At 69.4% G+C, this 22,596-nt stretch carries 17 protein-coding genes; 14 read left to right on the top strand and 3 right to left on the bottom strand.

What is annotated here, in order from left to right:
- The first annotated feature begins 220 nt into the window (after nucleotides 1–220).
- Nucleotides 221–1,606: an RICIN domain-containing protein gene (locus O7620_RS05585; protein ID WP_278122141.1), complete on the top strand. Its 1,386-nt coding sequence runs from the start codon at nucleotides 221–223 to the stop codon at nucleotides 1,604–1,606.
- Nucleotides 1,607–1,678: 72 nt separating this feature from the next.
- Here the strand turns inward: O7620_RS05585 and O7620_RS05590 are convergent, their stop codons facing one another.
- A complete protein-coding gene (locus tag O7620_RS05590; protein ID WP_151489721.1) occupies nucleotides 1,679–2,443 on the bottom strand; it encodes a FadR/GntR family transcriptional regulator in 765 nt (254 codons plus the stop codon).
- A 146-nt stretch (nucleotides 2,444–2,589) separates the two neighbouring features.
- Here O7620_RS05590 and O7620_RS05595 point away from each other — a divergent pair, with 146 nt between their 5' ends.
- From O7620_RS05595 to O7620_RS05625, 7 genes are all read left to right on the top strand, one after another.
- Nucleotides 2,590–3,852: an extracellular solute-binding protein gene (locus O7620_RS05595; RefSeq protein ID WP_278122142.1), complete on the top strand. Its 1,263-nt coding sequence runs from the start codon at nucleotides 2,590–2,592 to the stop codon at nucleotides 3,850–3,852.
- 4 nt (nucleotides 3,853–3,856) lie between these two features.
- Nucleotides 3,857–4,837 (top strand): sugar ABC transporter permease, encoded by a 981-nt coding sequence (locus tag O7620_RS05600; RefSeq protein ID WP_278122143.1) that lies wholly within the window; start codon nucleotides 3,857–3,859, stop codon nucleotides 4,835–4,837.
- The gene (locus O7620_RS05605) at nucleotides 4,837–5,664 is read left to right on the top strand and encodes a carbohydrate ABC transporter permease (RefSeq protein ID WP_278122144.1); all 828 of its coding nucleotides are present in this window, start codon (nucleotides 4,837–4,839) and stop codon (nucleotides 5,662–5,664) included. The genes O7620_RS05600 and O7620_RS05605 overlap by 1 nt, the downstream gene beginning before the upstream one ends.
- Before the next feature lies 1 nt (nucleotide 5,665).
- Nucleotides 5,666–6,886, top strand: a complete 1,221-nt coding sequence (locus O7620_RS05610; protein ID WP_278122145.1) for a mandelate racemase/muconate lactonizing enzyme family protein — start codon at nucleotides 5,666–5,668, stop codon at nucleotides 6,884–6,886.
- A gap of 106 nt (nucleotides 6,887–6,992) precedes the next feature.
- Nucleotides 6,993–8,018: an alcohol dehydrogenase catalytic domain-containing protein gene (locus tag O7620_RS05615; RefSeq protein WP_278122146.1), complete on the top strand. Its 1,026-nt coding sequence runs from the start codon at nucleotides 6,993–6,995 to the stop codon at nucleotides 8,016–8,018.
- On the top strand, nucleotides 8,015–8,776 hold the full coding sequence (kduD, locus tag O7620_RS05620) for a 2-dehydro-3-deoxy-D-gluconate 5-dehydrogenase KduD (RefSeq protein ID WP_278122147.1): 762 nt from the start codon (nucleotides 8,015–8,017) through the stop codon (nucleotides 8,774–8,776). The genes O7620_RS05615 and kduD overlap by 4 nt, the downstream gene beginning before the upstream one ends.
- Nucleotides 8,773–9,651, top strand: coding sequence for an amidohydrolase family protein (locus O7620_RS05625; RefSeq protein WP_278122148.1), 879 nt, complete (start codon nucleotides 8,773–8,775; stop codon nucleotides 9,649–9,651). The genes kduD and O7620_RS05625 overlap by 4 nt, the downstream gene beginning before the upstream one ends.
- 116 nt (nucleotides 9,652–9,767) lie before the next feature.
- Here the strand turns inward: O7620_RS05625 and O7620_RS05630 are convergent, their stop codons facing one another.
- The gene (locus O7620_RS05630) at nucleotides 9,768–13,316 is read right to left on the bottom strand and encodes a ThuA domain-containing protein (protein ID WP_278122149.1); all 3,549 of its coding nucleotides are present in this window, start codon (nucleotides 13,314–13,316) and stop codon (nucleotides 9,768–9,770) included.
- 523 nt (nucleotides 13,317–13,839) lie between these two features.
- On the opposite strand from O7620_RS05630, the gene O7620_RS05635 reads away from it, so the two are divergent.
- The 6 genes from O7620_RS05635 to O7620_RS05660 all read left to right on the top strand — a co-directional run bounded on the left by O7620_RS05635 (nucleotide 13,840) and on the right by O7620_RS05660 (nucleotide 21,882).
- Nucleotides 13,840–15,351 (top strand): sugar ABC transporter ATP-binding protein, encoded by a 1,512-nt coding sequence (locus O7620_RS05635; RefSeq protein ID WP_278122150.1) that lies wholly within the window; start codon nucleotides 13,840–13,842, stop codon nucleotides 15,349–15,351.
- Between the two features lie 55 nt (nucleotides 15,352–15,406).
- The gene (locus tag O7620_RS05640; RefSeq protein ID WP_278122151.1) at nucleotides 15,407–16,381 is read left to right on the top strand and encodes an ABC transporter permease; all 975 of its coding nucleotides are present in this window, start codon (nucleotides 15,407–15,409) and stop codon (nucleotides 16,379–16,381) included.
- 2 nt (nucleotides 16,382–16,383) lie between these two features.
- Nucleotides 16,384–17,367: an ABC transporter permease gene (locus O7620_RS05645; RefSeq protein WP_278122152.1), complete on the top strand. Its 984-nt coding sequence runs from the start codon at nucleotides 16,384–16,386 to the stop codon at nucleotides 17,365–17,367.
- An 11-nt stretch (nucleotides 17,368–17,378) separates the two neighbouring features.
- Nucleotides 17,379–18,560, top strand: a complete 1,182-nt coding sequence (locus tag O7620_RS05650; protein ID WP_278122153.1) for an ABC transporter substrate-binding protein — start codon at nucleotides 17,379–17,381, stop codon at nucleotides 18,558–18,560.
- Between the two features lie 6 nt (nucleotides 18,561–18,566).
- Nucleotides 18,567–19,418, top strand: coding sequence for a sugar phosphate isomerase/epimerase family protein (locus tag O7620_RS05655; protein WP_278122154.1), 852 nt, complete (start codon nucleotides 18,567–18,569; stop codon nucleotides 19,416–19,418).
- A 73-nt stretch (nucleotides 19,419–19,491) separates the two neighbouring features.
- A complete protein-coding gene (locus O7620_RS05660) occupies nucleotides 19,492–21,882 on the top strand; it encodes an RICIN domain-containing protein (RefSeq protein ID WP_278122155.1) in 2,391 nt (796 codons plus the stop codon).
- A gap of 208 nt (nucleotides 21,883–22,090) precedes the next feature.
- Here the strand turns inward: O7620_RS05660 and O7620_RS05665 are convergent, their stop codons facing one another.
- Nucleotides 22,091–22,432 carry a metalloregulator ArsR/SmtB family transcription factor gene (locus O7620_RS05665; protein ID WP_151489731.1) on the bottom strand — a complete coding sequence of 114 codons (342 nt, stop codon included), beginning with the start codon at nucleotides 22,430–22,432 and terminating at the stop codon, nucleotides 22,091–22,093.
- Nucleotides 22,433–22,596: the final 164 nt, after the last annotated feature.

Here is a 22,596-nt window from a genome sequence, read left to right on the forward strand (position 1 = left end):
GCGAATCGTTTGACGTATGACGTTGTGAACGCTAACTTCTGACTCGCGGGTCGCGCGGGCCGCCGGGAGCCCGGATGCGCCGCCGCGCTCCGAACGGGCCCGGCCGCATCCCGCCCGCACCACACCCCCATGTGCTGACGCCACCACCGGACGCCGGCACACACACCAGGGCACGCGCGAGCGTTGCGCCCGTGGGTGACCCCGATCGAAGGAGTGGACCATGAAGTCCATCGCTGAGGCTCGTCCCGCCTCCGCACCGAGACACCGCTGGCGGTCGGCACTGGCCGCGGCGGCGGCCGCGGTCATGACCGCCGGCATGCTCGTCGCGGTCGACACGGCGCCCGCGGCGGCGGCCACCGTGGACACCAACGCCTGGTACGTGCTGGTGAACCGCAACAGTGGCAAGGTGCTGGACCTGTACGGATCGGCCACCAACGACGGTGCGCGGATCAGCCAGTGGACGCGCAACAACGGCGCGAACCAGCAGTGGCAGTTCGTGGACTCGGGCGGCGGCTACTACCGGTTGAAGTCCCGGCATTCGGGCAAGGTCCTCGACGTCAGCAACTTCTCGACCGCCGACGGCGGGGCGATCGTGCAGTGGGCCGACCTCAACGGCACGAACCAGCAGTTCCGGCTGGCCGACTCGGACGGCGGGTACGTCCGGCTCATCAGCCGGCACAGCGGCAAGGCCGTGGAGGTGCAGGGCGCCTCCACCGCCGACGGCGGAAACATCGTGCAGTACTCCGACTGGAACGGGACGAACCAGCAGTGGCAGCTCGTCCCCACCGACGGCGGGAACCCGCCACCGTCGGGCGGTAGTGGGTGCGGCAAGGCGCCGACGCTGTCCAGCGGCACGCACACGATCCAGAGCAACGGCAAGAGCCGGACCTTCATCCTGCGGGTGCCCACCAACTACAACAACAGCAATCCCTACCGGCTGATCTTCGCGTTCCACTGGCGGGGCGGCACCATGCAGGAGATCTCCTCCGGCGGCACCAGCGGAACCGCGTGGTCCTACTACGGGCAGCAGGAGCAGTCGAACAACAGCGCGATCCTGGTCGCCCCCCAAGGATTCGGCAACGGCTGGGGCAACTCCGGCGGCGAGGACATCACCTTCGTCGACGACATGATCAGCCGGATCGAGAGCAGCCTCTGCGTCAACCCCAGGCAGCGCTTCGCCCTCGGGTTCAGTTGGGGTGGCGGCATGAGCTACGCGGTCGCCTGCGCGCGGCCCACCGTCTTCCGGGCCGTCGCGGTCATCTCCGGCGCGCAGATCAGCGGGTGCAGCGGCGGCACGCAGCCCATCGCGTACTTCGGGCTGCACGGCATCTCGGACAACGTCCTGAACATCTCCCAGGGGAGGGCGTTGCGCGACACGTTCGTCCGGAACAACGGTTGCACCGCCCAGAACCCGCCCGAGCCGGCGGCGGGCAGCCGGGCGCACATCACGACCACCTACTCCGGCTGCCGGGCCGGGTACCCGGTGCAGTGGGCCGCGTTCGACAACGGCCACATGCCGGGGCCGGTGGACGGAACCTACGCCGAGAGCGGCATCACGACCTGGACCAAGGGTGAGATCTGGAGGTTCTTCTCGCAGTTCTCGTGACGTCGGTTCGCGTCAGATGGCGGCGTCCGCTCCCGGGTCCGGGGGTGGGCGCCGCGTCGTCGTCGGCGAGGGTCAGCGTTGCAGGCGGACGGGCTTACCGCTGCGCCGGACCAGCCACGCCTCGGTGATGTGGGTGAACATCGCCGCGGCGGCGCCGTCCGGGTCGTGGGCGGCGATGCGCTCGTAGATGCGCCGATGCCCCTTGTTGGACGCCACGCACAGGGAGCGTTCGGTCCGGCCCATGTAGCGGGCCGTGTTGATGACCTGGCTCTCCAGCGCGCGGACGACGCCGCGGGCGATGCGGTTGCCGGACGCCTGCATGACCGTGTCGTGGAAGGCGCGGTCGTGCTCGTGGTAGGTCACGTGGTCGTCGACGAGCTCGTCCATCCGGTCCACCTGGGCGCGCAGCCGCTCGACGGTGTCGGCGTCGGCGAGGCGGGCGGCGACGTTCGCCATGTCGGACTCCAGCACCCGCCGGGTGACGACGAGGTCGTCGAGTATGGCGAGACTGTCGTCCACGGCGATGGTGGCCGCGAGGACGAGCTCGTCGAGCATGTCCCAGTGCGACTCCGGGGTGACCATGGTGCCGGCGCCCTGGCGGACCTGCACCAGACCCTTCTCCTGAAGGATCTTCACCGCCTCCCGGACGACGGTCCGGCTGACCGAGAACGTTTCGCACAGGACGGGCTCGGGGGGAAGGGACGTCCCAGACGGGTGTACGCCCCGGACGATGCGCTCCACCAGCTCGGCGGTGACCGCCCTGGCGAGGTTGGTCGGTCGACGCACCCACGCCGGGGTCACCGAGTTGTTCAGGGCTGTCTCCTGCGCTGGCGTCATGTCCCCCTCCGAATGACTCGCCGTGGCACGACGTCCGGATCAGTGTACGACCGAGTATTGACGTCACACGTCATACGAGTTACGTTCCGATCAACATTGGCTCGCGGGACGCCCGCCGGCCACCCCACTTTCAAAGGTGACAACCGATGAGACAGCGAGCAATATGGTCGGCCGTCCTCGTTGTGAGCCTGGCCTTGGCCGGATGTGGAAGTGCCAGCGATTCGGGTAAGTCCACCAGCTCTGACGGCAAGCTGGTGGTATGGGACTTCAAGTCCGGTGAGGCGTTCGCCAAATCCTATCTGGACAAGGCGAAGGCGGACTTCAAGAAGAAGCACCCCGATGTCACGGTCGAATTCGTCGCGCAGCCCTTCGATCAGTACTACACCCTGCTCGGCGCGGCCATCCAGTCCGGCAAGGGCCCAGACGTGATGATGTTCAACGGTGGGGGCCAGATCCGCGACCGGGTGGACGCGCTCGTGCCGCTCACCGACTACGTGGCCGAGGACAAGCAGCGGCTGGCCGGCTGGGACGCGTTCACCAAGGACGGCACGATCTACGGCGGCCCGGTGACGTTGCAGGGCTACCCCATCTACTACAACAAGACGGTCTACGAGAAGGCCGGCCTCGACCCGGCGAGCCCGGCGACCACGTGGGACAAGCTCGTCGCCGACTGCGCCGCCGTCGCCAAGGCCGGCGCCAAGTGCTTCGCCCTCGGCAACAAGGAGGGAGTCGGCATCCAGTTCTGGCTCTCCAGCCTGGGCTCGACCACCCTCACCGCCCAGGAGTACGACGCCTGGATCGCCGGCAAGCGCGACTGGAACTCGGCCAACGTCAAGCGGATCTTCCAGCTCTGGAAGGAGGCCGGGGACAAGAAGATGAACAGCGACGGTGCCAACTCGACCGCGATGTTCAACGACTCCTTCGCGTTCTTCCAGTCCGGCAAGGCCGCCCACGTCATGGGTCTCATGTCGGACGTCGGGCACTGGCAGGACTTCAACGAGTTCCTGACCCCGGAGAAGCTCGGCGTCATGAAGGCCCCGATCGTCACCGCCGGCACCACCCCGAGCCTCCCGTACGACGGGGGCATCGGCTACGCGGTCGCCAAGTGGACGAAGGACCCGAAGGTGGCCGCCGACCTGGTGCGTTCGCTGACGTCGACCGAGGCGCTCAACGCCTTCTACTCCGGCGCGGGCGCGATCGTCGCCGACACCACCATCGACGTGTCGCAGGCCGGCCCGGCCGCTGCCACGATCGTCAGCGAGTTGAAGAGCGGTAAGCCCGCCCTGCACGTGGCGCTCTCCTCGAAGACGATCGACCTGATGGGGCGCCTCTCGCAGCAACTGCTCAGCGGTTCGATCACCGTCGACGAGGTGGTGAAGCAGTTGGCCGCCTCCGATCAGGCGGGCTGAGCACGTGCCGATCGGAAACACTCGATCGTCGGTCCGTCCGGCTTCGGCCGGGCGGACCGGCGGGCCGGGGTCCACCCCCGCCGCACGTCGGGGTGGCGCACGTCCCCGTCGCACCGGTGGGGACCTGAGGGCCGAACGCCTCGCCCCCTACGTCCTGGTCGCCCCGGCCGTCCTGATCATCGTGCTGTTGCGGCTCTACCCGCTGATCCTCGGCGTCAACTTCTCCTTCACCGGCGACGGCGCGCAGAACGGGACGGCGGTCGGATTCGGCAACTACCGCGAGCTGTTCGGCGACGACCTGTTCCGGACCGCCCTGAGCAACGTCGGACTGCTGGTGGTGCTGCTTCCGGTGGCGGTGGCGATCCCCGGACTGCTCGCGACGTTCATCTACCTCCGGGTGCCCGGTCACCGCTTCTACCGCAGCGTCTACTTCTTCCCCGCGGTGCTGTCCCCGGTCATCGTCGGCGCGATCTTCAACCTGCTGCTCGCCTTCGACGGCCCCCTCAACGCCATCCTCGGCTCGTTCGGCGTCGGACCGGTGGACTGGCTCGGTGACCCGGACATCGCGATGTTCATGGTGGTCGGCGTGCACATCTGGGCCACCTTCGGCATGGCCCTGGTGGTGTTCCTCGCCGGCTTCGCCACTCTCGACGCGGCGCTCCTGGACGCCGCCCGGGTGGACGGCGCCTCGCTGCCCCAGGTCATCTGGCACGTGATCGTCCCGAGCCTCTCCCGCACCATCCAGTTCGTCTTCGTGACCACGATGATCGGCATGCTGACCTCGATGTTCGGCCTGCTCTTCGTCATGACCAGCGGCGGGCCGGAGGGGTCGACGTACCTGCCGGAGTACTACATCTGGATCCAGCAGGGCCAGATGAACCGTCCGGCTCTCGCGTCGGCCGCGTCCACGATCCTCTTCGTGATCATGCTCGTGGTGGGGCTGTTGCAGATCAAACTGCTCGAACGATCGGGGAGGGAGGACTGATGTCCGGCCTGCGCCTGGGACGGTGGCTGATCGCCATCCCGATGTCGCTGCTCGCGCTGGCGACGATCTACCCCCTGCTGTTCACCGCCAACGTCGCGATGAAGACCCGGCGGGACTACATCCTCGACCGGTTCGGCCTGACCGACGCCCTGCGGTGGGAGAACATCGAAACGGCATGGACGAGCGTCGGCATGGGCCGCTACTTCGCCAACTCGCTGCTCGTGGTGACGTCGTCGGTGGTCCTGCTGCTCCTGTTCGGGTCGATGGCCGGATTCGCTCTGAGCCAGCTGCGGTTCCGCGGCTCGTCGGCGCTGTTCCTGGGCTGCCTCGCGGGACTCTTCATCCCGTTCCAGGTGATCATGGTGCCGCTCGCCCGGATCATGGCCGACACCGCGCTCATCGACACGTACCCCGGCCTGGTGCTCGTCTACGTGGCCCAGTTCCTGCCCTTCACCGTCTTTCTGATGACCAGCTACTACCGGGGCATCCCGAAGGAGATCGTCGACGCCGCGCGGATCGACGGCAACACCGTCTACGGCGTGTACCGGCGGATCATGCTGCCGCTGGGCACTCCGGCGCTGCTGTCGGTGGGCATCCTCAACGCCCTGTTCTGCTGGAACGACGTCCTCATGGCGCTGGTGATGATGCCCTCGGCCGAGCACCGGACGCTGATGATCGGGGTGACTTCGTTGCGCGGGCAGTACTCCGACAACATCCCGACCTTCGCCTCGGGAGTTCTGATCGCCGCGATACCCGTCCTGTTTGTCTACCTGTTCCTCCAGCGCCAAATCGCCGACGGTGTAGCCGCCGGTTCCACGAAGGGTTGACATGCGGATCACTGGATTTCGGACGCTCGCCACGGTCCAGGAATGGGGGCGGCCCGTCGGCGATGCCAACGGCGTCTTCGCCGACGGGGTGGTCCCGGTGTCGATCGTCATCGTCGAGACCGACGAGGGCATCTCGGGGGTCGGCCTCGGGCCACACGTCGAGATCGAGCGGATCTTCGCCGCCATCGAGGGCGAAGATCCCCGTGCCGTCACGGCCCTCTACGACCGCATGCTGCGGCACACCTTCAAGGCCGGCCACGCGGGCCCGGTCTTCGGCACCATCGGTGCTCTCGACACCGCACTGTGGGACATCAAGGCGCAGGCCGCCGGTGAGCCGCTGTGGCGGCTGCTGGGCGGACGCGACCGGAGAGTCCCCGCCTACGCCTCCGGTCTGGACATTGGGCTCACCGACGACGAGCTCGTCGCCGAGTACGAGGTCTACGCCAGCCACGGCCTACGCGCCGCGAAACTCAAGGGCGGCCTCGACATCGAGCGCGACCGGCGCCGCCTCGGTCTGGTCAGGGACGTGCTGACCGAGGCCGGGCACGGGCTGCGGCCGGGTCTGATGCTCGACGTGAACGAGGCATGGACCCGCAAGCAGGCCGTCCGGCACGTCAGCGAACTCGAACGGAGCCTGGATCTCATCTGGATCGAGGAGCCGGTCCGCCGCTGGGACGCCGAGGGCCACGCGACGGTCGGCCGGGGGATCTACGCGTCGGTCGCCACCGGGGAGAACCTCACCGGGCTCGAACAGTACCGGCCGCTGATCGCCGCCGGCGCGGTCGACATCGTCCAGATGGCGGCCGTCTGGGGGGTCACCCACTTCCTGCGGACATCCGCCCTGGCGCACGCCCACGACCTGCCGGTCAGCCCGATCGGCAACAGTCCGGTCGGGCTGCTGCACGCCGCGACGTCGGTGCCGAACCACCTGACCAGCGAACTGCAGGACCTGCATCCACCGGTCGGCGTCTCCATCGACCTGCACGTCGAGGACGGCGCGTTCGTCCTCGGCGACTCACCCGGGTTGGGTGTCCGGGTCGACGAGGAGCGGATCCGGACGGCGAACCGTCGCCCGCAGGCGCAGACGGCCGAGAGCCCCAACGTCCGGCCGGAGCGGGCCGGACGGCGACTGCTCGCCGGCGTCGACGGCGTCTCCGCCCGCAAGGTCCCGGTGGTGCCGCTGAACTCGCACCACGAGGTGTCGCCCACCGCACGCCACTGAGCTCAACACCTCAACAGGGGGAGCGTGGGTGCACCGCAACGGCGGTGCACCCACGACCATGTCCGGTCGGGGCGAACGTCGTACCGACCGCCGAGACGGAGGATCGATGAAGGCAGTCGTCTACCGGGGGGCACGGCACCTCGGGATCGAGAAGCGTGACCCGGAGGCACCGGGGCACGGCCAGGTGCGCATCGAGGTGGCCTACACCGGGATCTGCGGCACCGACCTGCACATCTACCACGGGGACATGGACGCGCGGGTCGGCGCGTCGGCGATCATCGGACACGAGATGTCCGGGCGGATCGCGGCCGTCGGCGAGGACGTCACCGGCTGGACCGTCGGCCAGGCCGTCACCGTGATGCCGACCCGACCCTGCGGACGGTGCGCCGCCTGCCGACGCGGGCTGTCCCACGTCTGCCACAAAATGAACTTCCTCGGCATCGACTCACCAGGCGCGATGCAGTCGTCCTGGACCGTGCCGGCGGATCTGGTCCTGCCGTTGCCCGCGGACCTGCCGCTCGACCACGCGGCGCTCGTCGAGCCGGTCGCGGTCGCGGTGCACGACGTCCGGCGGGGAAACGTGACCGCCGACGATCAGGTGGTCGTGGTCGGTGGTGGACCGGTCGGAGTCCTCATCGCCACCGTCGCCCAGGGTCGCGGCGCGCGCGTGCTCCTCGTCGAGCCGGACCCGGTCCGCCGCGCGGTGGCGGGCAGGATCGGGGTCGAGGCCGTCGATCCGGGAACGACCGACGTCGTGGCGCTGGTCAACGACCGGACCGACGGCGCGGGCGCCGACGTCGCCTTCGAGGTCTCCGGTGCCGCGCCGGGCGTCGCCACGGCGGTCGACGTCCTCACCACCCGGGGCCGGCTGGTGATGGTGGCGATCCATCCCAAGCCCCGCGAGGTCAACCTGCACCGGTTCTTCTGGCGTGAACTGGAGCTGCTCGGTGCCCGTCTCTACCAGCGCGACGACATGGTCGAGGCGATCCGGTTGGTCGCCTCCGGCGCCATCCCGGCGCGGGAGCTCATCTCCCGGGTCGAGCCCGTCGAGGCGGCCACCGCCGCGTTCACGGCGCTGGAGGGCGGCGGCGTGATGAAGGTGCTGCTCGATCTGCGGGAGGACAACCGGTGACGACACTCTTCGACCTGTCCGGACGGACCGCCGTCGTGACCGGGGCCCGGCGCGGCATCGGCCTCGCCATGGCCGAGGCGCTGGCCCGGGCCGGAGCCGACGTCGTCGGCGTCTCCGCGCACCTCGAAGCGGACGGAAGTGAGGTGGAACGCCGGGTGCGTGCCGCCGGCCGCCGGTTCACCGCCCTGCGGGCGGACCTGGGCGACCGGGCGGCCGTGCACCGGTTGGCCGCCGACCTCACCGCGCTCGGGCCCATCGACATCTTGGTGAACAACGGCGGCACGATCGCCCGTACCCCGGCCGTCGACCACCCGGACGAGATGTGGGACCACGTCATCGAGGTCAACCTGAGCAGTCAGTTCGTGCTGAGCCGGGAGATCGGCCGGACGATGGTCGAGCGCGGCCACGGCAAGATCATCTTCACCGCGTCGCTGCTGAGTTTCCAGGGCGGCATCACCGTCCCCGGCTACGCCGCCTCGAAATCGGGCGTTGCCGGGCTCACCAGGGCGCTGGCGAACGAGTGGGCGGCACACGGCGTGAACGTCAACGCCATCGCCCCCGGCTACATCGCCACCGACAACACTCAGGCACTGCGCGACGATCCCGACCGTGAACCAGCGATCCTCGCCCGGATCCCGGCCGGCCGATGGGGTCGCGCCGACGATCTCGGCGGTGCCACCGTGTTCCTGGCATCGGCCGCGTCGGACTACGTCAACGGCGTCGTGCTGCCCGTCGACGGCGGCTGGCTCGGCCGATGACGGCCGGGCAGGCACCCGGGCGGGCCGGGATCGTCGACGCGCACCACCACCTCTGGGTCCGGGCGCGGCACCCGCAGCCGTGGATCGACCCCGTGACCATGGCGGCCATCGACGCCGACTTCGAGCCCGTCGACCTCGCGCCGCTGGCCCGGGCGGCCGGGGTCACCGCGACCGTCGTCGTGCAGTCCATCGCCTCGCAGGCGGAGACGGTGGACCTGCTGGGCGTCGCCGCCGACGACAGCCTCGTCCAGGGGGTGGTCGGCTGGCTGGACCTGACAGCCGACGACGTCGCCGATCGCATCGGCGGCCTGCGGGCCGCCCGGGGCGGCGACCACCTCGTCGGCATCCGGCACCTCGTCCAGGGCGAGACCGACCCGGCGTACCTGGACCGTCCGGACGTCCGCCGGGGGATCGCGGCGGTCGGATCCGCCGGCCTCGTCTTCGATCTGCTCGTCCGCCAGCACCAGCTCTCCATGGCCACGCGCCTGGTGTACGACCTGCCGGAGGTCAGCTTCGTCCTCGACCACCTGGGCAAGCCCGCGCTGGGCAGTCCGGGGCTGACGGAGTGGATCGGTGACCTGCGGGCGTTGGCGGCCTCGCCCAACACGACGGCGAAGCTCTCCGGCCTGGTAACCGAGGTGGAGCGGTCGCAGTGGACGACGGACGACCTCCGACCGGCCGTCGACCACGCGCTCGACGCGTTCGGACCGGACCGGCTGATGTTCGGCTCGGACTGGCCGGTGTGCCTGCTCGCCAGCTCGTACCAGCGGTGGGTGGACGCGCTGACGGAGATGGTGGGCGGCCGCCACGGGAGTGACCGGGCCGGGATCTGGGGCGACACGGCGCGTCGCGTCTACGGGCTGACCGCGCCGTGAGATCGCCGACGCTTCCGCGTCGCCTGCGGCTACGGTGACGCCCCGGTCGGGACCGGCTCCGATCGTCGGACACCGGCCCCGACCGGGGCGTCGTCACCGCGGTGGTCGCGGTTGCGTCACACCTGGGTGAACCGCCACTGCTGGTTGGTGGCACTGTGGCAGGTCCACTGCAACAGTCGTGCGCCGTCGGTGGTGGCGGCACCGTTGACGTCCACGCAGAGCCCGCTCAGCACGTTGCGCACCGTGTAGACCCCGGACGTCCCCGTGGCCGTCGCGGTGAACTTCTGCTGGTTGCTGTTGTTGCAGGTGGCCTGCTGGAGGAATGCACCCGCCGCGGTGGAGCCGCCGATCACCTCGACACACTTGCCGCTGTGCACGGCCTTGAGGTAGACAGCGCCGCTGCCCGCGTCGACGGCCTGCCACTTCTGGTTGTTGCCACCGGTGGCCGCCCACTGGTTGATCTGGGCGCCGTCGGCGGTGGAGACGCCGCTGACGTCCATCAGCTTGCCACTGTGCTGCGCGGTGAGCGTCCAGGTCTTCCCCGCCACACCGGTGCCGGTGCCGGGCACGCCGACGCCGGCACCCCCGAAGGTGTGCGAGTCGAGGTCGAACCAGTTGTTGCCGCTGCCCTTGAACACCATGTAGAGCGTCTGCGTTCCGCCGATGGCGGAGACGCTCACCGGTGCCGTGGACTGGTAGTTGTCCCAGCCGCCGGTGCTGGGCACGGGTGTGGTGGCGAGCAGGGTGCCGGTCGGCGAGCCGGCGCGCAGCTCGATCGAGCCGCCACCGGATGGGGACGACAGCCGGTAGCTGACCGTGGAGATGCCCGACAGGTTCATCGGGTTGAACGCGATCCAGTCGTTGTTGGAGATGTCACCGACGCGCTTGGTGCTCTCCGCGGCCGCCTGGTCGACGACGCGGATGCCCGACTGGCTGCTGAAGTACTCGGACTGCTTGTGCTTGGGCTGAAGGATCGCCTGCGCGGTGCCGGTGAGTGGGGCCGCGCCGCCCGCGCCACCGCTGTCGGTGTAGCGCGCGTTCAGCACGTAGAACAGGTTGGCGCCGTCCGGGTGCCCGCCGAGCAGGTCCGTGGAGATGGTGCCGGAGCAGCCCGGATACTCGGTGGTCTCGTGCGCGTGGTCGTCGTGCCCCAGCGCCGGGTTGAGGACCACCTTCGAGCAGTCGACCGTTCCGCCGTCCGGGTCGGTGACGGTGATCTGGTACGACACCCGGTCGCCGAAGGTGAGCATGCCGCCGTTGCCCGGTGTGGTGATGGTGACCACCGGCGCGCTGTTGCCGACGGTGATCTGGACGTTGGCGAAGCCGGTCTTGCCGGTGTTGTCGGTGACCTTCAGCTGCGCCGTGTAGTTGCCGTTGGCGGTGTACACCTTCGACGGGTTGGCGGCCGTCGAGGTGGTGCCGTCGCCGAACGTCCACAGGTAGCTCAGGGTGTTGCCCGGGTCCGGATCGGCCGTGCCGGCGCTGCTGAACTGGACGGTGAGTGGCGCGGTGCCGCTGGTGGGTGTGCCGGTGGCCTTGGCGATCGGCGACCGGCCGCCCTGGATGTAGTCGATCCGGTAGAGCCCGGAGTCGCTGTTGCCGCCGCCGAAGTTGGTGCCCCACTCCAGCAGGTAGAGCGAGCCGTCCTTGCCGAACTCCATGTCCATCGGCTTGTTGAACCCACCACCCGGCAGGAACGGGTTGGTCCGGGTCACCGCTGTGGCCGAGTCGAAGTGCACCTCCTTGATGTAGCTGCGCGACCACTCGTAGAAGAAGTGCACGCCGTCGTAGTAGGGCGGGAACTTCGTCGCGGACGGGTTCGCCGCGTCGTACCGGTAGACCGGCCCGCCCATCGGCGCGGAGCCGCCGGAGCCGAGCTCCGGGAAGGTCGGTGAGGTGCCGTAGCCGTACCACATGTTCGGTGCGACGACCGGCTTCAGGCTGGTCAGACCGGTGTTGTTGGGCGAGTTGTTGACCGGTGCGTTGCAGTTGAACTTCGCGCCGACGACACCGGTGTCCGGGTTGAACGGCGCGTAGGGCTGGTTGTCGCCGTGGCAGAACGGCCAGCCGTAGTTGCCGGCTGACTTGATCACGTTGAGTTCGACCAGGCCCTCGGGGCCCCGGTTGGTGGTGGGCGGGTTGCGGTCCGGCCCGTAGTCGGCCAGGTAGACCCAGCCGTTGGCCGGGTCGATCGAGAAGCGGAACGGGTTGCGGAAGCCCATCGCGTAGACCTCCGGACGGGTCTGCGCCGTGCCCTGGGGGTACAGGTTGCCCGTCGGGATGGTGTAGCCGCCACTGGCCGAGGGACGGATCCGCAGCAGCTTGCCGCGCAGGTCGTTCGTGTTCCCGGCGCTGCGGGCGGCGTCGAGGTTGGCCTTGCCGGAGCGCCAGTCCAGCGGGGCGTAGCCCTGCCAGTTGGGGTCCAGGTTCGGCGGCGTGTCGTCCCCGGTGCCGATGTAGAGGTTGCCGTCCGGGCCGAAGTCGATGTAACCGCCGGTGTGCCCGGGCTCCGGGAAGGTCCGGTCACGGTACGCCGGGATGTCGATGATGGTCACACCGCTGGACAGGTTCAGCGTGTCGCCGCTGAGGGTGTAGCGGGAGACCCGGTTGACGTCGGTCGTACTGCTCGCCGGCGAGTGGTACAGGTACACGTACCCGTTGCTGGCGAAGTTCGGATCCAACGCCATGCCGGTGAGGCCGTCCTCGCCTCCGGTGTAGACACTCAGCGTGGCCGCGGTGACGGTGCTGTTGGTGGAGGGCTTGAAGATCTTCACCTGTCCGCCGCGCTGGACGTAGATGACCCGTCCGTCCGGTGCCACGGCCAGTGCCATCGGGTCGACGGTGTTGTCGTCGAGGGTGCGCTTCTCGAAGTTGCCCCACACGGTGCCGCCGCAGTCGCCGGGGACGTTGCCGGCGGCCCACCGGACGCCACCCAGGACGTGGTTGCGGAAGTTCGTCTCGCTGTACGACTCGATCGCGTGGCCCATCGCGGTGGCCCACACCCGTCCGCCGCCGGTGTTGCGGCACCAGGAGATCGGGTGGTCCGGGCCCATCGCCCGGGATCCGGGGTTGTAGGTACGCTCGTCGGCGGTCACCAGCACGTGCACGTTGCCGCGCGGGTTGGTGTCGAAGTTGTACCACTCCTCGCTGCGGCTCCAACGGTCCGGCAGGCCGGCCGTCGACGGGTGCTGCTTGTCGGCGACGATGGCGGTGCCGGCCAGCACGCCGGGGGAGTGCTCGGGCATGTGGGCGCCGCCGTTGACGGTCTGGTCCCACCACGGATATTCGGACTCGATGCCCATGTCGGTCGCGTTGTGCACGCCGACGATGCCCTTGCCGCTGGCGAGGTAACCCTCCACGGCCTGGCGCTGGGCCGCCGACGTCCAGACCATGCCGGAGGTCTGGAACATGATGATGACGTCGAAGGTCGCGAGGTTGGCCGGGGTGAAGACGCTCGCGTCCTCGGTCGCCACCAACTCGAAGTTGTTCGCCGCCGCCTGTTGCTGGAACATGCTGATCCCGGCGGGGATCGAGTCGTGCCGGTAGCCGGCGGTCTTGGTGAACAGCAGGGCGCGGAAGGCCGGGGCCGCCGACGCTGGCGGGGCGAGTCCGAGCGCCAGTAACAGGCCGGTGATCACTGCCATGATCAATGTGTTGCGACGCATGCCGTCTCCTCAATTGGGCGAGCACCTACGAGTGCGACCACGGACCCCGCGGGTGCGTCGGGTTGTGCCCGTACGCAGGCGGGGAACGAGTGCGCTGGTCTGTCCTCGTGCCGTTCGCCGAAACGGCAGTCAGACCCGCAGGACGTCACACAGCGTGATGTCGGCTGTGGTTCTCGTCCCGTGGTCCACGAGGTCAGGATGAGCTAGTAATAGATGGGTGTCAATGAATGGAGTGACGTTCGACGTCGTGCCCGGTTGACGTCGCACGCGATCGACCCGATCGCAGCGGTGCCACTGTCGATCGAGTGACGGCCCTGGCAATCAGCCCCGGTCGAGGATTGCGGACCCGCATCCAAACATCTATCTTCATACGTGTGATGTTTCGTCGATGTCAAGGGAATGTTCGCAACGCGCGAACATAAGTCTCTGTCGATGGCTACGAAAGTTCGCCGTGCGATGCCTCGGACCCGCCGGACCGCAGTGCTGGAACCTGTCGATAACTACTATCTGTGAGGGTTGTTGGATGTCAGACCCACGGCCGGCGCCGCTGCTCACGCTGCAAGGCATCGGCAAGTCCTTCCTCGGGGTACGCGTTCTCGACGGCGTCGACCTCGATGTCGTGCCGGGCGAGGTCCACGCCGTCGTCGGTGAGAACGGCGCCGGGAAGTCGACGCTCATGAAGATCGTGTCGGGCGGGTACGTCCCGGACGAGGGCACCGTCGAACTCGCCGGTGAGCCGCGCGTGTTCCGTGGCCCGCACGACGCGCAGCGGGCCGGGGTCGGCATCATCCACCAGGAGTTCAACCTCCTGCCCGAGCGCACCGTCGCGGAGAACGTCTACCTGGGGCACGAGCCGGTCCGCCGGGGGTTGGTCGACCGTCGGGCGATGCTCGACCGCACCAGCCGACTGCTCGCCTCGATCGGCGAGACCACCCTGCCGGCCGACGCCCGGGTGGGGCGGCTCGGCGTCGCGCAGCAGCAGGTCGTCGAGATCGCCAAGGCGCTCGCCCTGGACGCACGGCTGCTCATCATGGACGAGCCGACCGCGGCGCTGGCCGACCACGAGGTCGAGCTGCTCTACGGGCTGGTGCGCCGGCTCCAGGAGCGGGGCATCGGCCTGCTGTACGTCTCACACCGGCTCACCGAGGTCTTCGACCTGTCCGGCCGGATCACCGTCCTCAAGGACGGCCGGCGGGTCACCACGGTGGACACCGCGGACACCACCGCCGACGAGTTGGTGCGGCACATGGTCGGCCGGGAGCTGTCCAGCTACTACCCGGACCGGGCGGCCCCCGAGGACCGGGGGCCGGTGCGGCTCAACCTTCGCGACGTGGGCAACCGGAAGCTGCGGGACGTCAATCTCCAGTTGCGCGCCGGCGAGGTGCTCGGCATCGGCGGCCTCCAGGGCTCCGGACGGTCCGCGCTGGCCCGTGCGATCTTCGGAGTGTCCCCGTTCACGACCGGCGACGTCACGCTCGACGACCGGCCGGTTCGACTGCGCTCACCCCGCACCGCGATGCGGGCCGGCATCGCCTACGTCACCGAGGACCGCAAGGGTGAGGGGATCGTGCCCCGGCAGTCGGTGCTCGACAACGCGCTGCTCGCCAGCCGGGCCGTCTTCGCGGCCCGCTCCGGTCGCGCCGCCCGCACGCTTCGAGCGCGTGAGCTGCTCGCCGCCGTGGAGATCCGGGGTGCCGGCGACGACCAGGAGATCCGCTTCCTCTCCGGCGGTAATCAGCAGAAGGTCGTCCTGGCTCGCTGGCTCGCGCTCAACCCGCGGATCCTGCTCTTCGACGAGCCGACCCGGGGCATCGACGTCGGCGCGAAGTCGGCCATCCACGATCTCGTCCGCCGCCTCGCCCGCGACGGCGCGGCGGTGTTGATGATCTCGTCCGACCTGCCCGAGCTGTTGGGGATGAGCGACCGGATCGTCGTCATGCGCGACGGCCGGGTCGCCGGCGAGCTGCCCGCCGGCGCGACCGAGGAGGAGGTCGTCGCCCTGGCGGTCGGCACCGTACGAGAGGCTGCCGCGTGAGCGCGAGGAGTGAGCCGGGTCGGCGAGCCCCGCAGTCGCGAACGGAGATGTTTCGGTGACCGCCCTGTCGCTTCTGCCGGCCCGGCGTCCCGTACCGGGGGTGTTCGTGGCTTTGGCCCTCACCCTCGCGATCGGTTGGCTGGTCGTCCTGGTCGACGGCGGTCAGCTCTTCAACCAGTCCACGACGGTGAGTCTGCTGCACGTCGCCGCCGGCCTCGGGCTCGTCGCCGTCGGCCAGACCCTGGTCATCCTCGGTGGTTCGCTCGACCTCTCGGTGGCGTACGTGATCAGCCTCAGCACACTCGTCGCCGCCGAGACGATGAACGGCAGCGACGGCGCGGTGCTGCCGGCGATGGGCCTGGCGCTGGCCGTCAGCGCCGGCGTCGGGCTGCTCAACGGGCTGTTCGTCACCAAACTCCGGGTCAACGCGTTCATCGCGACCCTCGGCGTCGGGCTGCTGCTCAAGGGATACCTCGACAACGGCTACGACGGCCCGGCCGGCACCACGTCGCCCACGCTCGTGCAGTCTCTCGGCTATCAGCGCGTCGGGCCGGTGCCGGTGTCGTTCCTGCTGCTGGTCGTCGTGACCGCGGCGGTCTGGTTCGCGCTCACGCGGACCCGCTTCGGTCACCATCTGGTCGCGGTCGGCGGGGATCCGGAGGTGGCCCGGCTCTCCGGCGTGCGCAACGACCGGATCCTCGTCACCGCGCATGTGCTGTGCTCGATGTGCGCCGGGCTCGCGGGCATCTACCTCGCCAGTCGGCTCGGCTCGGGCGCGCCCCGGGTGGGCACCGAGGGCCTCTACGACCTGGAGTCGATCGCCGCGGTGGTGATCGGGGGGACCGCCCTCGCCGGTGGGCGCGGCGGCGTCGTCGGCACGGTCGGCGGGGTGCTGCTGCTCGCCAGCATCGACGCCATCTTCAACCAGCTCGAGGTCGACGCCTTCTTCAAGCAGGTGATCCGGGGCGCCATCATCATCGCCGCGGTCGCCGTCTACGCCCGCCGGGCCATGCGAAAGGCGGCTGCCTAGTCATGCAGAGCGTTCAGCGCCGTACGCTGCCGCTGCGTCTCCCGCGGGTGCGCCCCGGTGGCGTCCTGCCGATCCTCACGATTCTCGCGGTGCTGCTGGTGCTCGTCGGCGTCCGGCAGCCCGACTTCCTGGCCCCGCCGTCGCTGATGTCCTTCCTCGGCCGTTCGGCGCCGATCATCCTGCTCGCCGCCGGCCAGTACTTCGTGATCGTCTCGGGCGAGTTCGACCTCTCGGTCGGCTCGTTGGTGACCGCTCAGGTGGTCGTGGCGGCCCGGCTGATCGACGGCGACCCGGCGCGCACGTGGCCGGTGGTGCTGCTCCTGCTCGCCTTCGGCGTGGTGGTCGGGCTGGTCAACGGCCTGATCACCACGCGACTGCGGGTGCCGTCGTTCATCACCACCCTCGGCATGTTCCTGATCCTCGTCGGCGCGGTGTACCTGTGGTCCGACGGTGCCCCGAAGGGTGGCCTCTCCGAGGAGTTCCGGCGCTTCGGCCGACGGGCCGTCGAGGACGTGCCGCTGCTCGGCCGGGTGCCGTACGCGCTGCTGGTCCTGCTGGTCCTCGCGGCGCTGGCCGTGCTGGTGATGCGCTCGGACTTCGGTCGGACGCTGCTCGCGGTCGGCGACAACCCGCGCACCGCCGAGCTGAGCGGGGTACGCGTCTGGCGTACCCGGACGATGGCCTTCATCCTCAGCGGCCTCGCGGCGGCGGTGGCGGCGATCCTCCTGGGCGGCTACAGCGGCGTGTCGTTCCAGGCCGGCGCGGGCCTGGAGTTCGGCGCCATCACCGCGGTCGTCCTCGGTGGTGTCGCGCTGGGTGGGGGTCGCGGCTCGGTCGTCGGCGCGATGCTCGGCGCGCTGACCCTCGAACTGCTGTTCGCCCTCATGAATTTCTACGGCGTCTCCGGCGCCCTCAGGTCGACCGTCCAGGGCGCGATCATCCTGCTCGCCGTGGCGGTCTCGGCAACGCGTTCTTCGTCCAGATAAGGGGAACCATAGTGCGACGTTCCATGGCGGCGTTGGCCGCTCTCACCCTGCTGTCCCTCACCGCCTGCGCCACCGACGAACCGGCCGCGGGCCCTTCGGGTAGCGCCTCCGCCGCCGGTTCGGGCACCGGTGAGCAGTCGAAGTTCTTCGTCCAGGCCGACTACGACGGCGAGTTGGCGCTGCTCGACGCGGCGCCGACGGGCCCGGCCGACAAGCCGTGGGAGCAGGTGCTCAACCCGACGATGGTGGACACCGCCACGTTCAAGAAGAGCGGTCCGCACAAGATCTGCTTCTCGAACGCGGCCCTGAACAACCCGTGGCGGCAGGTCGGGTTCAAGACCATGCAGGCCGAGGTCGAGGCGCAGAAGAGTCGCATCAAGGAGTTCGTGCACGTCGACGCCGAGGGCAAGGACCAGAAGCAGATCGCGGACATCAACGACCTGCTCGGCAAGGGCTGCGACGCGCTCATCGTCTCGCCGAACACCACCGCCACCCTCACCCCGGCCGTCGAGGCGGCCTGCCAGGCGGGGCTTCCGGTCGTCGTCTTCGACCGTGGTGTCAACACGAAGTGCCCGGTGACGTTCATCAACCCCATCGGCGGGTACGGCTTCGGTCACGTCGGCGCCGAGTTCGTGAGCCAGAAGATGAAGCCCGGCGGTAAGGTCCTCGCCCTGCGGATCCTGCCCGGTGTCGACGTCCTGGAGACCCGCTGGTCGGCGGCGAAGGTGGCGTTCGACAAGGCGAAGGTGGACGTCGTCGGGGTCGAGTTCACCGACGGCGACCCGGCGAAGACCAAGAAGATCGTCGACGACTACATCCAGCGGTACGGCACCATCGACGGCGTCTGGATGGACGCCGGAGCGGTCGCCGTCGCGGCGGTCGAGGCGTTCCAGGACGCCGGCAAGCCGGTGCCACCGATCAACGGCGAGGACCAGCTCGACTTCCTGAAGATCTGGAAGGACAAGAACCTCACCGCTATCGCGCCGACCTACCCGACCTACCAGTGGCGTACGCCGATCATCGCCGCGCTGCGGATCCTCGACGGCGAGCAGGTGTCCAACCCCTGGAAGCTGCCGCAGCCGACCATCACCCAGGACAACCTGGACCGCTACCTCGACGCGAACATGCCGCCGCTGCACTACGCGATGTGCGGCTGCACCGACCTGCCCGGTTATCCCCAGCGCTGGAAGTAGGGACCGGTGTACGCCATCGGCGTCAACCCCTGGGTGTGGGCCTCGCCGGTCGACGACGAGGCCCTCGCCGAGCTGATCCCACGGATCGCCTCGTTCGGCTTCGACGCGGTCGAGCTGCCGATCGAGCAGCCCGGCGACTGGGATCCGATCCGTACCCGGGATCTGCTGGCCGCGCACGGCCTCGTCGCGGCCGGCGTCTGCGCGGTCACCCCGCCCGGGCGGGACCTGGTGGACGCCGCACCGGCCGTCGTGGAGTCGACCGTCGCGTACCTCATGGGGTGTGTGGCGAGCGCGGCGGTCGTCGGCGCGCCGTGCGTCGGCGGACCGGTGTACGCCTCGGTCGGCCGCACCTGGCGGATGTCACCGACGGCTCGGGCGGCCTGCTACGCGGAGTTCCGGCGGGCTCTGGCGCCGGTGGCCGAGCAGGCGGGGGAGTCCGGCGTGAGCATCGGTGTCGAGGCGTTGAACCGCTACGAGACGAGCGTCGTCAACACGATCGAGCAGACGGTCGAGCTGATCGACGGCCTACCGCCCAACGTCGGCATCATGATCGACACCTATCACATGAACATCGAGGAGGCCGACCCCTACGCGGCCCTCTCCGTCGCCGGCGGGCACATCAAGCACGTCCAGGTCAGTGGCACCAACCGGGGTGCTCCCGGTTCGGATCACTTCGACTGGCCCCGGTTCTTCACCGTCCTGCGCGACACCGGCTACCGGGGTGCGGTCTGCATCGAGTCGTTCACGGCGGAGAACGAGACCATCGCGACCGCCGCGGCGATCTGGCGGCCATTGGCCCCCTCGCAGGACCGTCTCGCCACCGACGGCCTGCGCTACCTGCGGGAGGTGCTCACCTGACCTCCCGCCGAGCGCCGACCCCGCCTCGTTGAGGCGTTCCACCACCGCCCCCTCATGTCAGGAGCACCGTCCCGTGTCCTCGCCCATTCCGCCGCCGCGCCGGCTGCTGGCCGGCGCCGCCGCGACAGCGGTCACCGCCCTGGTCGCGGTGACCGCCTCGGCGTCCCCGGCTCTCGCGGCCACCACCACCCTCTACGCGTCACCCTCCGGCTCCGGCACCACCTGTTCCGCCAGCCAACCGTGTTCGCTGAGCGCCGCCCAGACCGCGGTGCGAGGAATCAACAGCTCGATGTCCGGCGACACCGTCGTGGAGTTGGCGAACGGCGCCTACCGGCTCTCGTCGCCGATGCGGTTCACCGCGGCCGACTCGGGCACCAACGGCTACCAGGTGATCTGGCGGGCCGCCGCCGGCGCCCGTCCGACGATCACCGGTGCCCGGGCCGTCACCGGCTGGACGCTCGTCGACTCCGGGAAGAACATCTGGCGGGCCACCGTGCCCGCCGGGCTCGACTCCCGTCAGCTCTACGTCAACGGGGCCGTCGCCACCCGCGCGCGTACCGCCGTCAACCGTGCCGACTTCACCTTCACCACGACCGGCATGCGGTTCAGCAACAGCGCGCTCAGCTACCTCAACAACCTCGGCAACCAGAACCGGGTCGAGGTGGAGAGCGTCGGCTCGTTCACCGACCGGTACTCGCCGGTGCAGAGCATCAGCGGGAACGTCCTGACGATGCAGCAGCCCGCCTGGAACAACAACACCTTCGGGTTCGACACCCTGTCCCGTCCGCACCGCGCGGGTCCGTTCTACCTGGCCAACGCGTACGAGTTTCTCGACTCGCCGGGGGAGTGGTATCTCAACCCGGGCACCGGCCAGCTCAACTACATCCCGCTGGCCGGGCAGAGCATGAGCTCGGTCAGCGTGGAGCTGCCGCAGCTGCAGTCCCTGGTCAACGTCGGCGGCACCTACGACGCGCCCGCGCACCACATCTCGTTCAGCGGAATCACGTTCACCGGCACCAGCTGGCTCGGCCCCAGCAGCAGCAACGGTTTCGCCGACCAGCAGACCGGCGCGCACATCACCGGCACCTGGGCCCGCCCGTCCGACGCGCTGACCTCCTGCCAGGAGGGCTGCCCGCTGTTCGAGGCCACCCGGCCGAGCTGGAACCAGATGCCCGCCGCCGTGCAGGTCTCCGCGGCCAACACCATCAGCTTCAGTGACTCCCAGTTCGTCAACCTCGGGCAGACGGCCATCGGCATCGGCAACGACGCCAACGCCCACGCCAGCGGCGTCGGCCTGGGCGCCAGCGCCATCACCGTGACCCGCTCCGAGATCGCCCGCAACTCCGCCGGTGGCATCGTGGTCGGCGGCGTGCGGGCCGACGCCCACCACCCCGCTGACCAGCGGATGGTCAACCGCAACATCACGATCAGCAACAACCGGGTGCACGATCTCGGCCTGGAGTACCGAGGTGTCGTCTCGATCCTGACCACCTACGTGAACACCTCGCTGGTCTCGCACAACGAGGTCTACAACATGCCGTACACCGGTCTGTCGGTCGGCTACGGCTGGGGCGCCAACGACGCCGGCGGTAGCCAGCACTACGCGAACCGGGGCCTGTACAACTACCAGCCGCGCTACACGACGGCCACCACCGCGGCCAACAACCAGGTCATCGGCAACTACGTACACGACGTCATGCAGCAGATGACCGACGGTGGGTGCATCTACACGCTGTCGGCGAACCCGGGCGGGACCATCAACGAGAACTACTGCCTGCGGACCAACGGCTGGTTCGGGCTCTACTTCGACGAGGGATCCCGCTACTACACCGCCCGCACCAACGTGTTCTCCTCCACCGGCACCTGGGCCACCGCCAACTACTGGTACGCCGAGAACATGGGCAACTTCACCGTCACCAACAACTGGTCGACCAACGGCAGCACGAACGTGACCAACGGTGATCGCGGCAACGTCGTCAACGGCAACGTGACGGTCAGCGGCGGTTGGCCGTCGGGCGCGCAGACGGTGATCAACGCCGCCGGCGTGCAGAGCGGCGGCAGCACCAACCCGCAGAACGTGCAGCTCGTCGGCGTGCAGTCGGGTCGCTGCGCCGAGATCGGCGGCTCCAGCACCACCAACGGTACGCAGGCCCAGCTCTGGGACTGCATTAGCGGCGCCACCAACCAGCGGTGGACCTCCACCGCCGGCCGGCAGCTCATGGTCTACGGCACCAAGTGCCTGGACGCCTCCGGCCAGGGCACCAGCAACGGCACCACGGTGGTGATCTGGGACTGCAACGGCCAGGCCAACCAGCAGTGGACCATCAACGCCAACGGCACGATCACCGGTGTGCAGTCGGGTCTGTGCCTGGACGCGAACGGTGCCGCCACGGCGAACGGCACGAAGCTCATCCTCTGGTCGTGCAACGGCGGAACGAACCAGCAGTGGCAGGTGCGTAGCTGAGCCGGGGGACGCCCGCCCGGCGCACGCCGGGTGGGCGTCCCGCCTATCCGCCGACCGGTGTCGCGCCGGCGGCAGCAGTTCGCCGACGATCGACCAACGGCAGCAGAGGACGCGGTCGGCGGCGGCGATCCCACCGGCGGCCCCGAGCGCCACCAGGAGCAGGGGACGGTCCGGACCGCGGAGCGCGCGGCTGTCCTCCGTCAGGCGCTCAACGGGCCCGCTTCGTCGCCCGTTTGCGCGGCGGCGTCAACAGGTCGGCGATCGCCGCGATCGCGGACGGCACCAGGCTGTAGTACGCCCAGACGCCGCGCTTCTCGCGTTCGATCAGGCCAGCCTCGGTGAGGATCCGGAGGTGATGGCTCACGGTCGGCTGAGAGAGGCCGAGCGGTGCGGTGAGGTCACTCACCGACGCCTCCCCCTCCGGAGCGGACTGGATCAGGCTCAGAAGTCGCAGCCGGGCCGGGTCGGCGAGTGCTTTCAGCACCCCCGCCAGTCGCTCGGCGTCGACGCGCTTGATCGGCTCGCCGACCAGCGGCGAGATAGCAGGCATATCGGTTTTCGCAGCTCCCACGTCCCCCATGGTCCCACCAACACCACGAATAGATCGGTGGAACCGCCACCTCTACCCCGAAGGCGTCATTCGGCGCTGTCCATGTCGGCCACGAGGCCCGCGTGGGGCGCCGACCGGTACGGACGGCCGATGGACTTGTCGTC

It is taken from the genome of Micromonospora sp. WMMD710 (assembly GCF_029626045.1).
In the GTDB taxonomy this organism is placed as follows: Bacteria; Actinomycetota; Actinomycetes; order Mycobacteriales; family Micromonosporaceae; genus Micromonospora.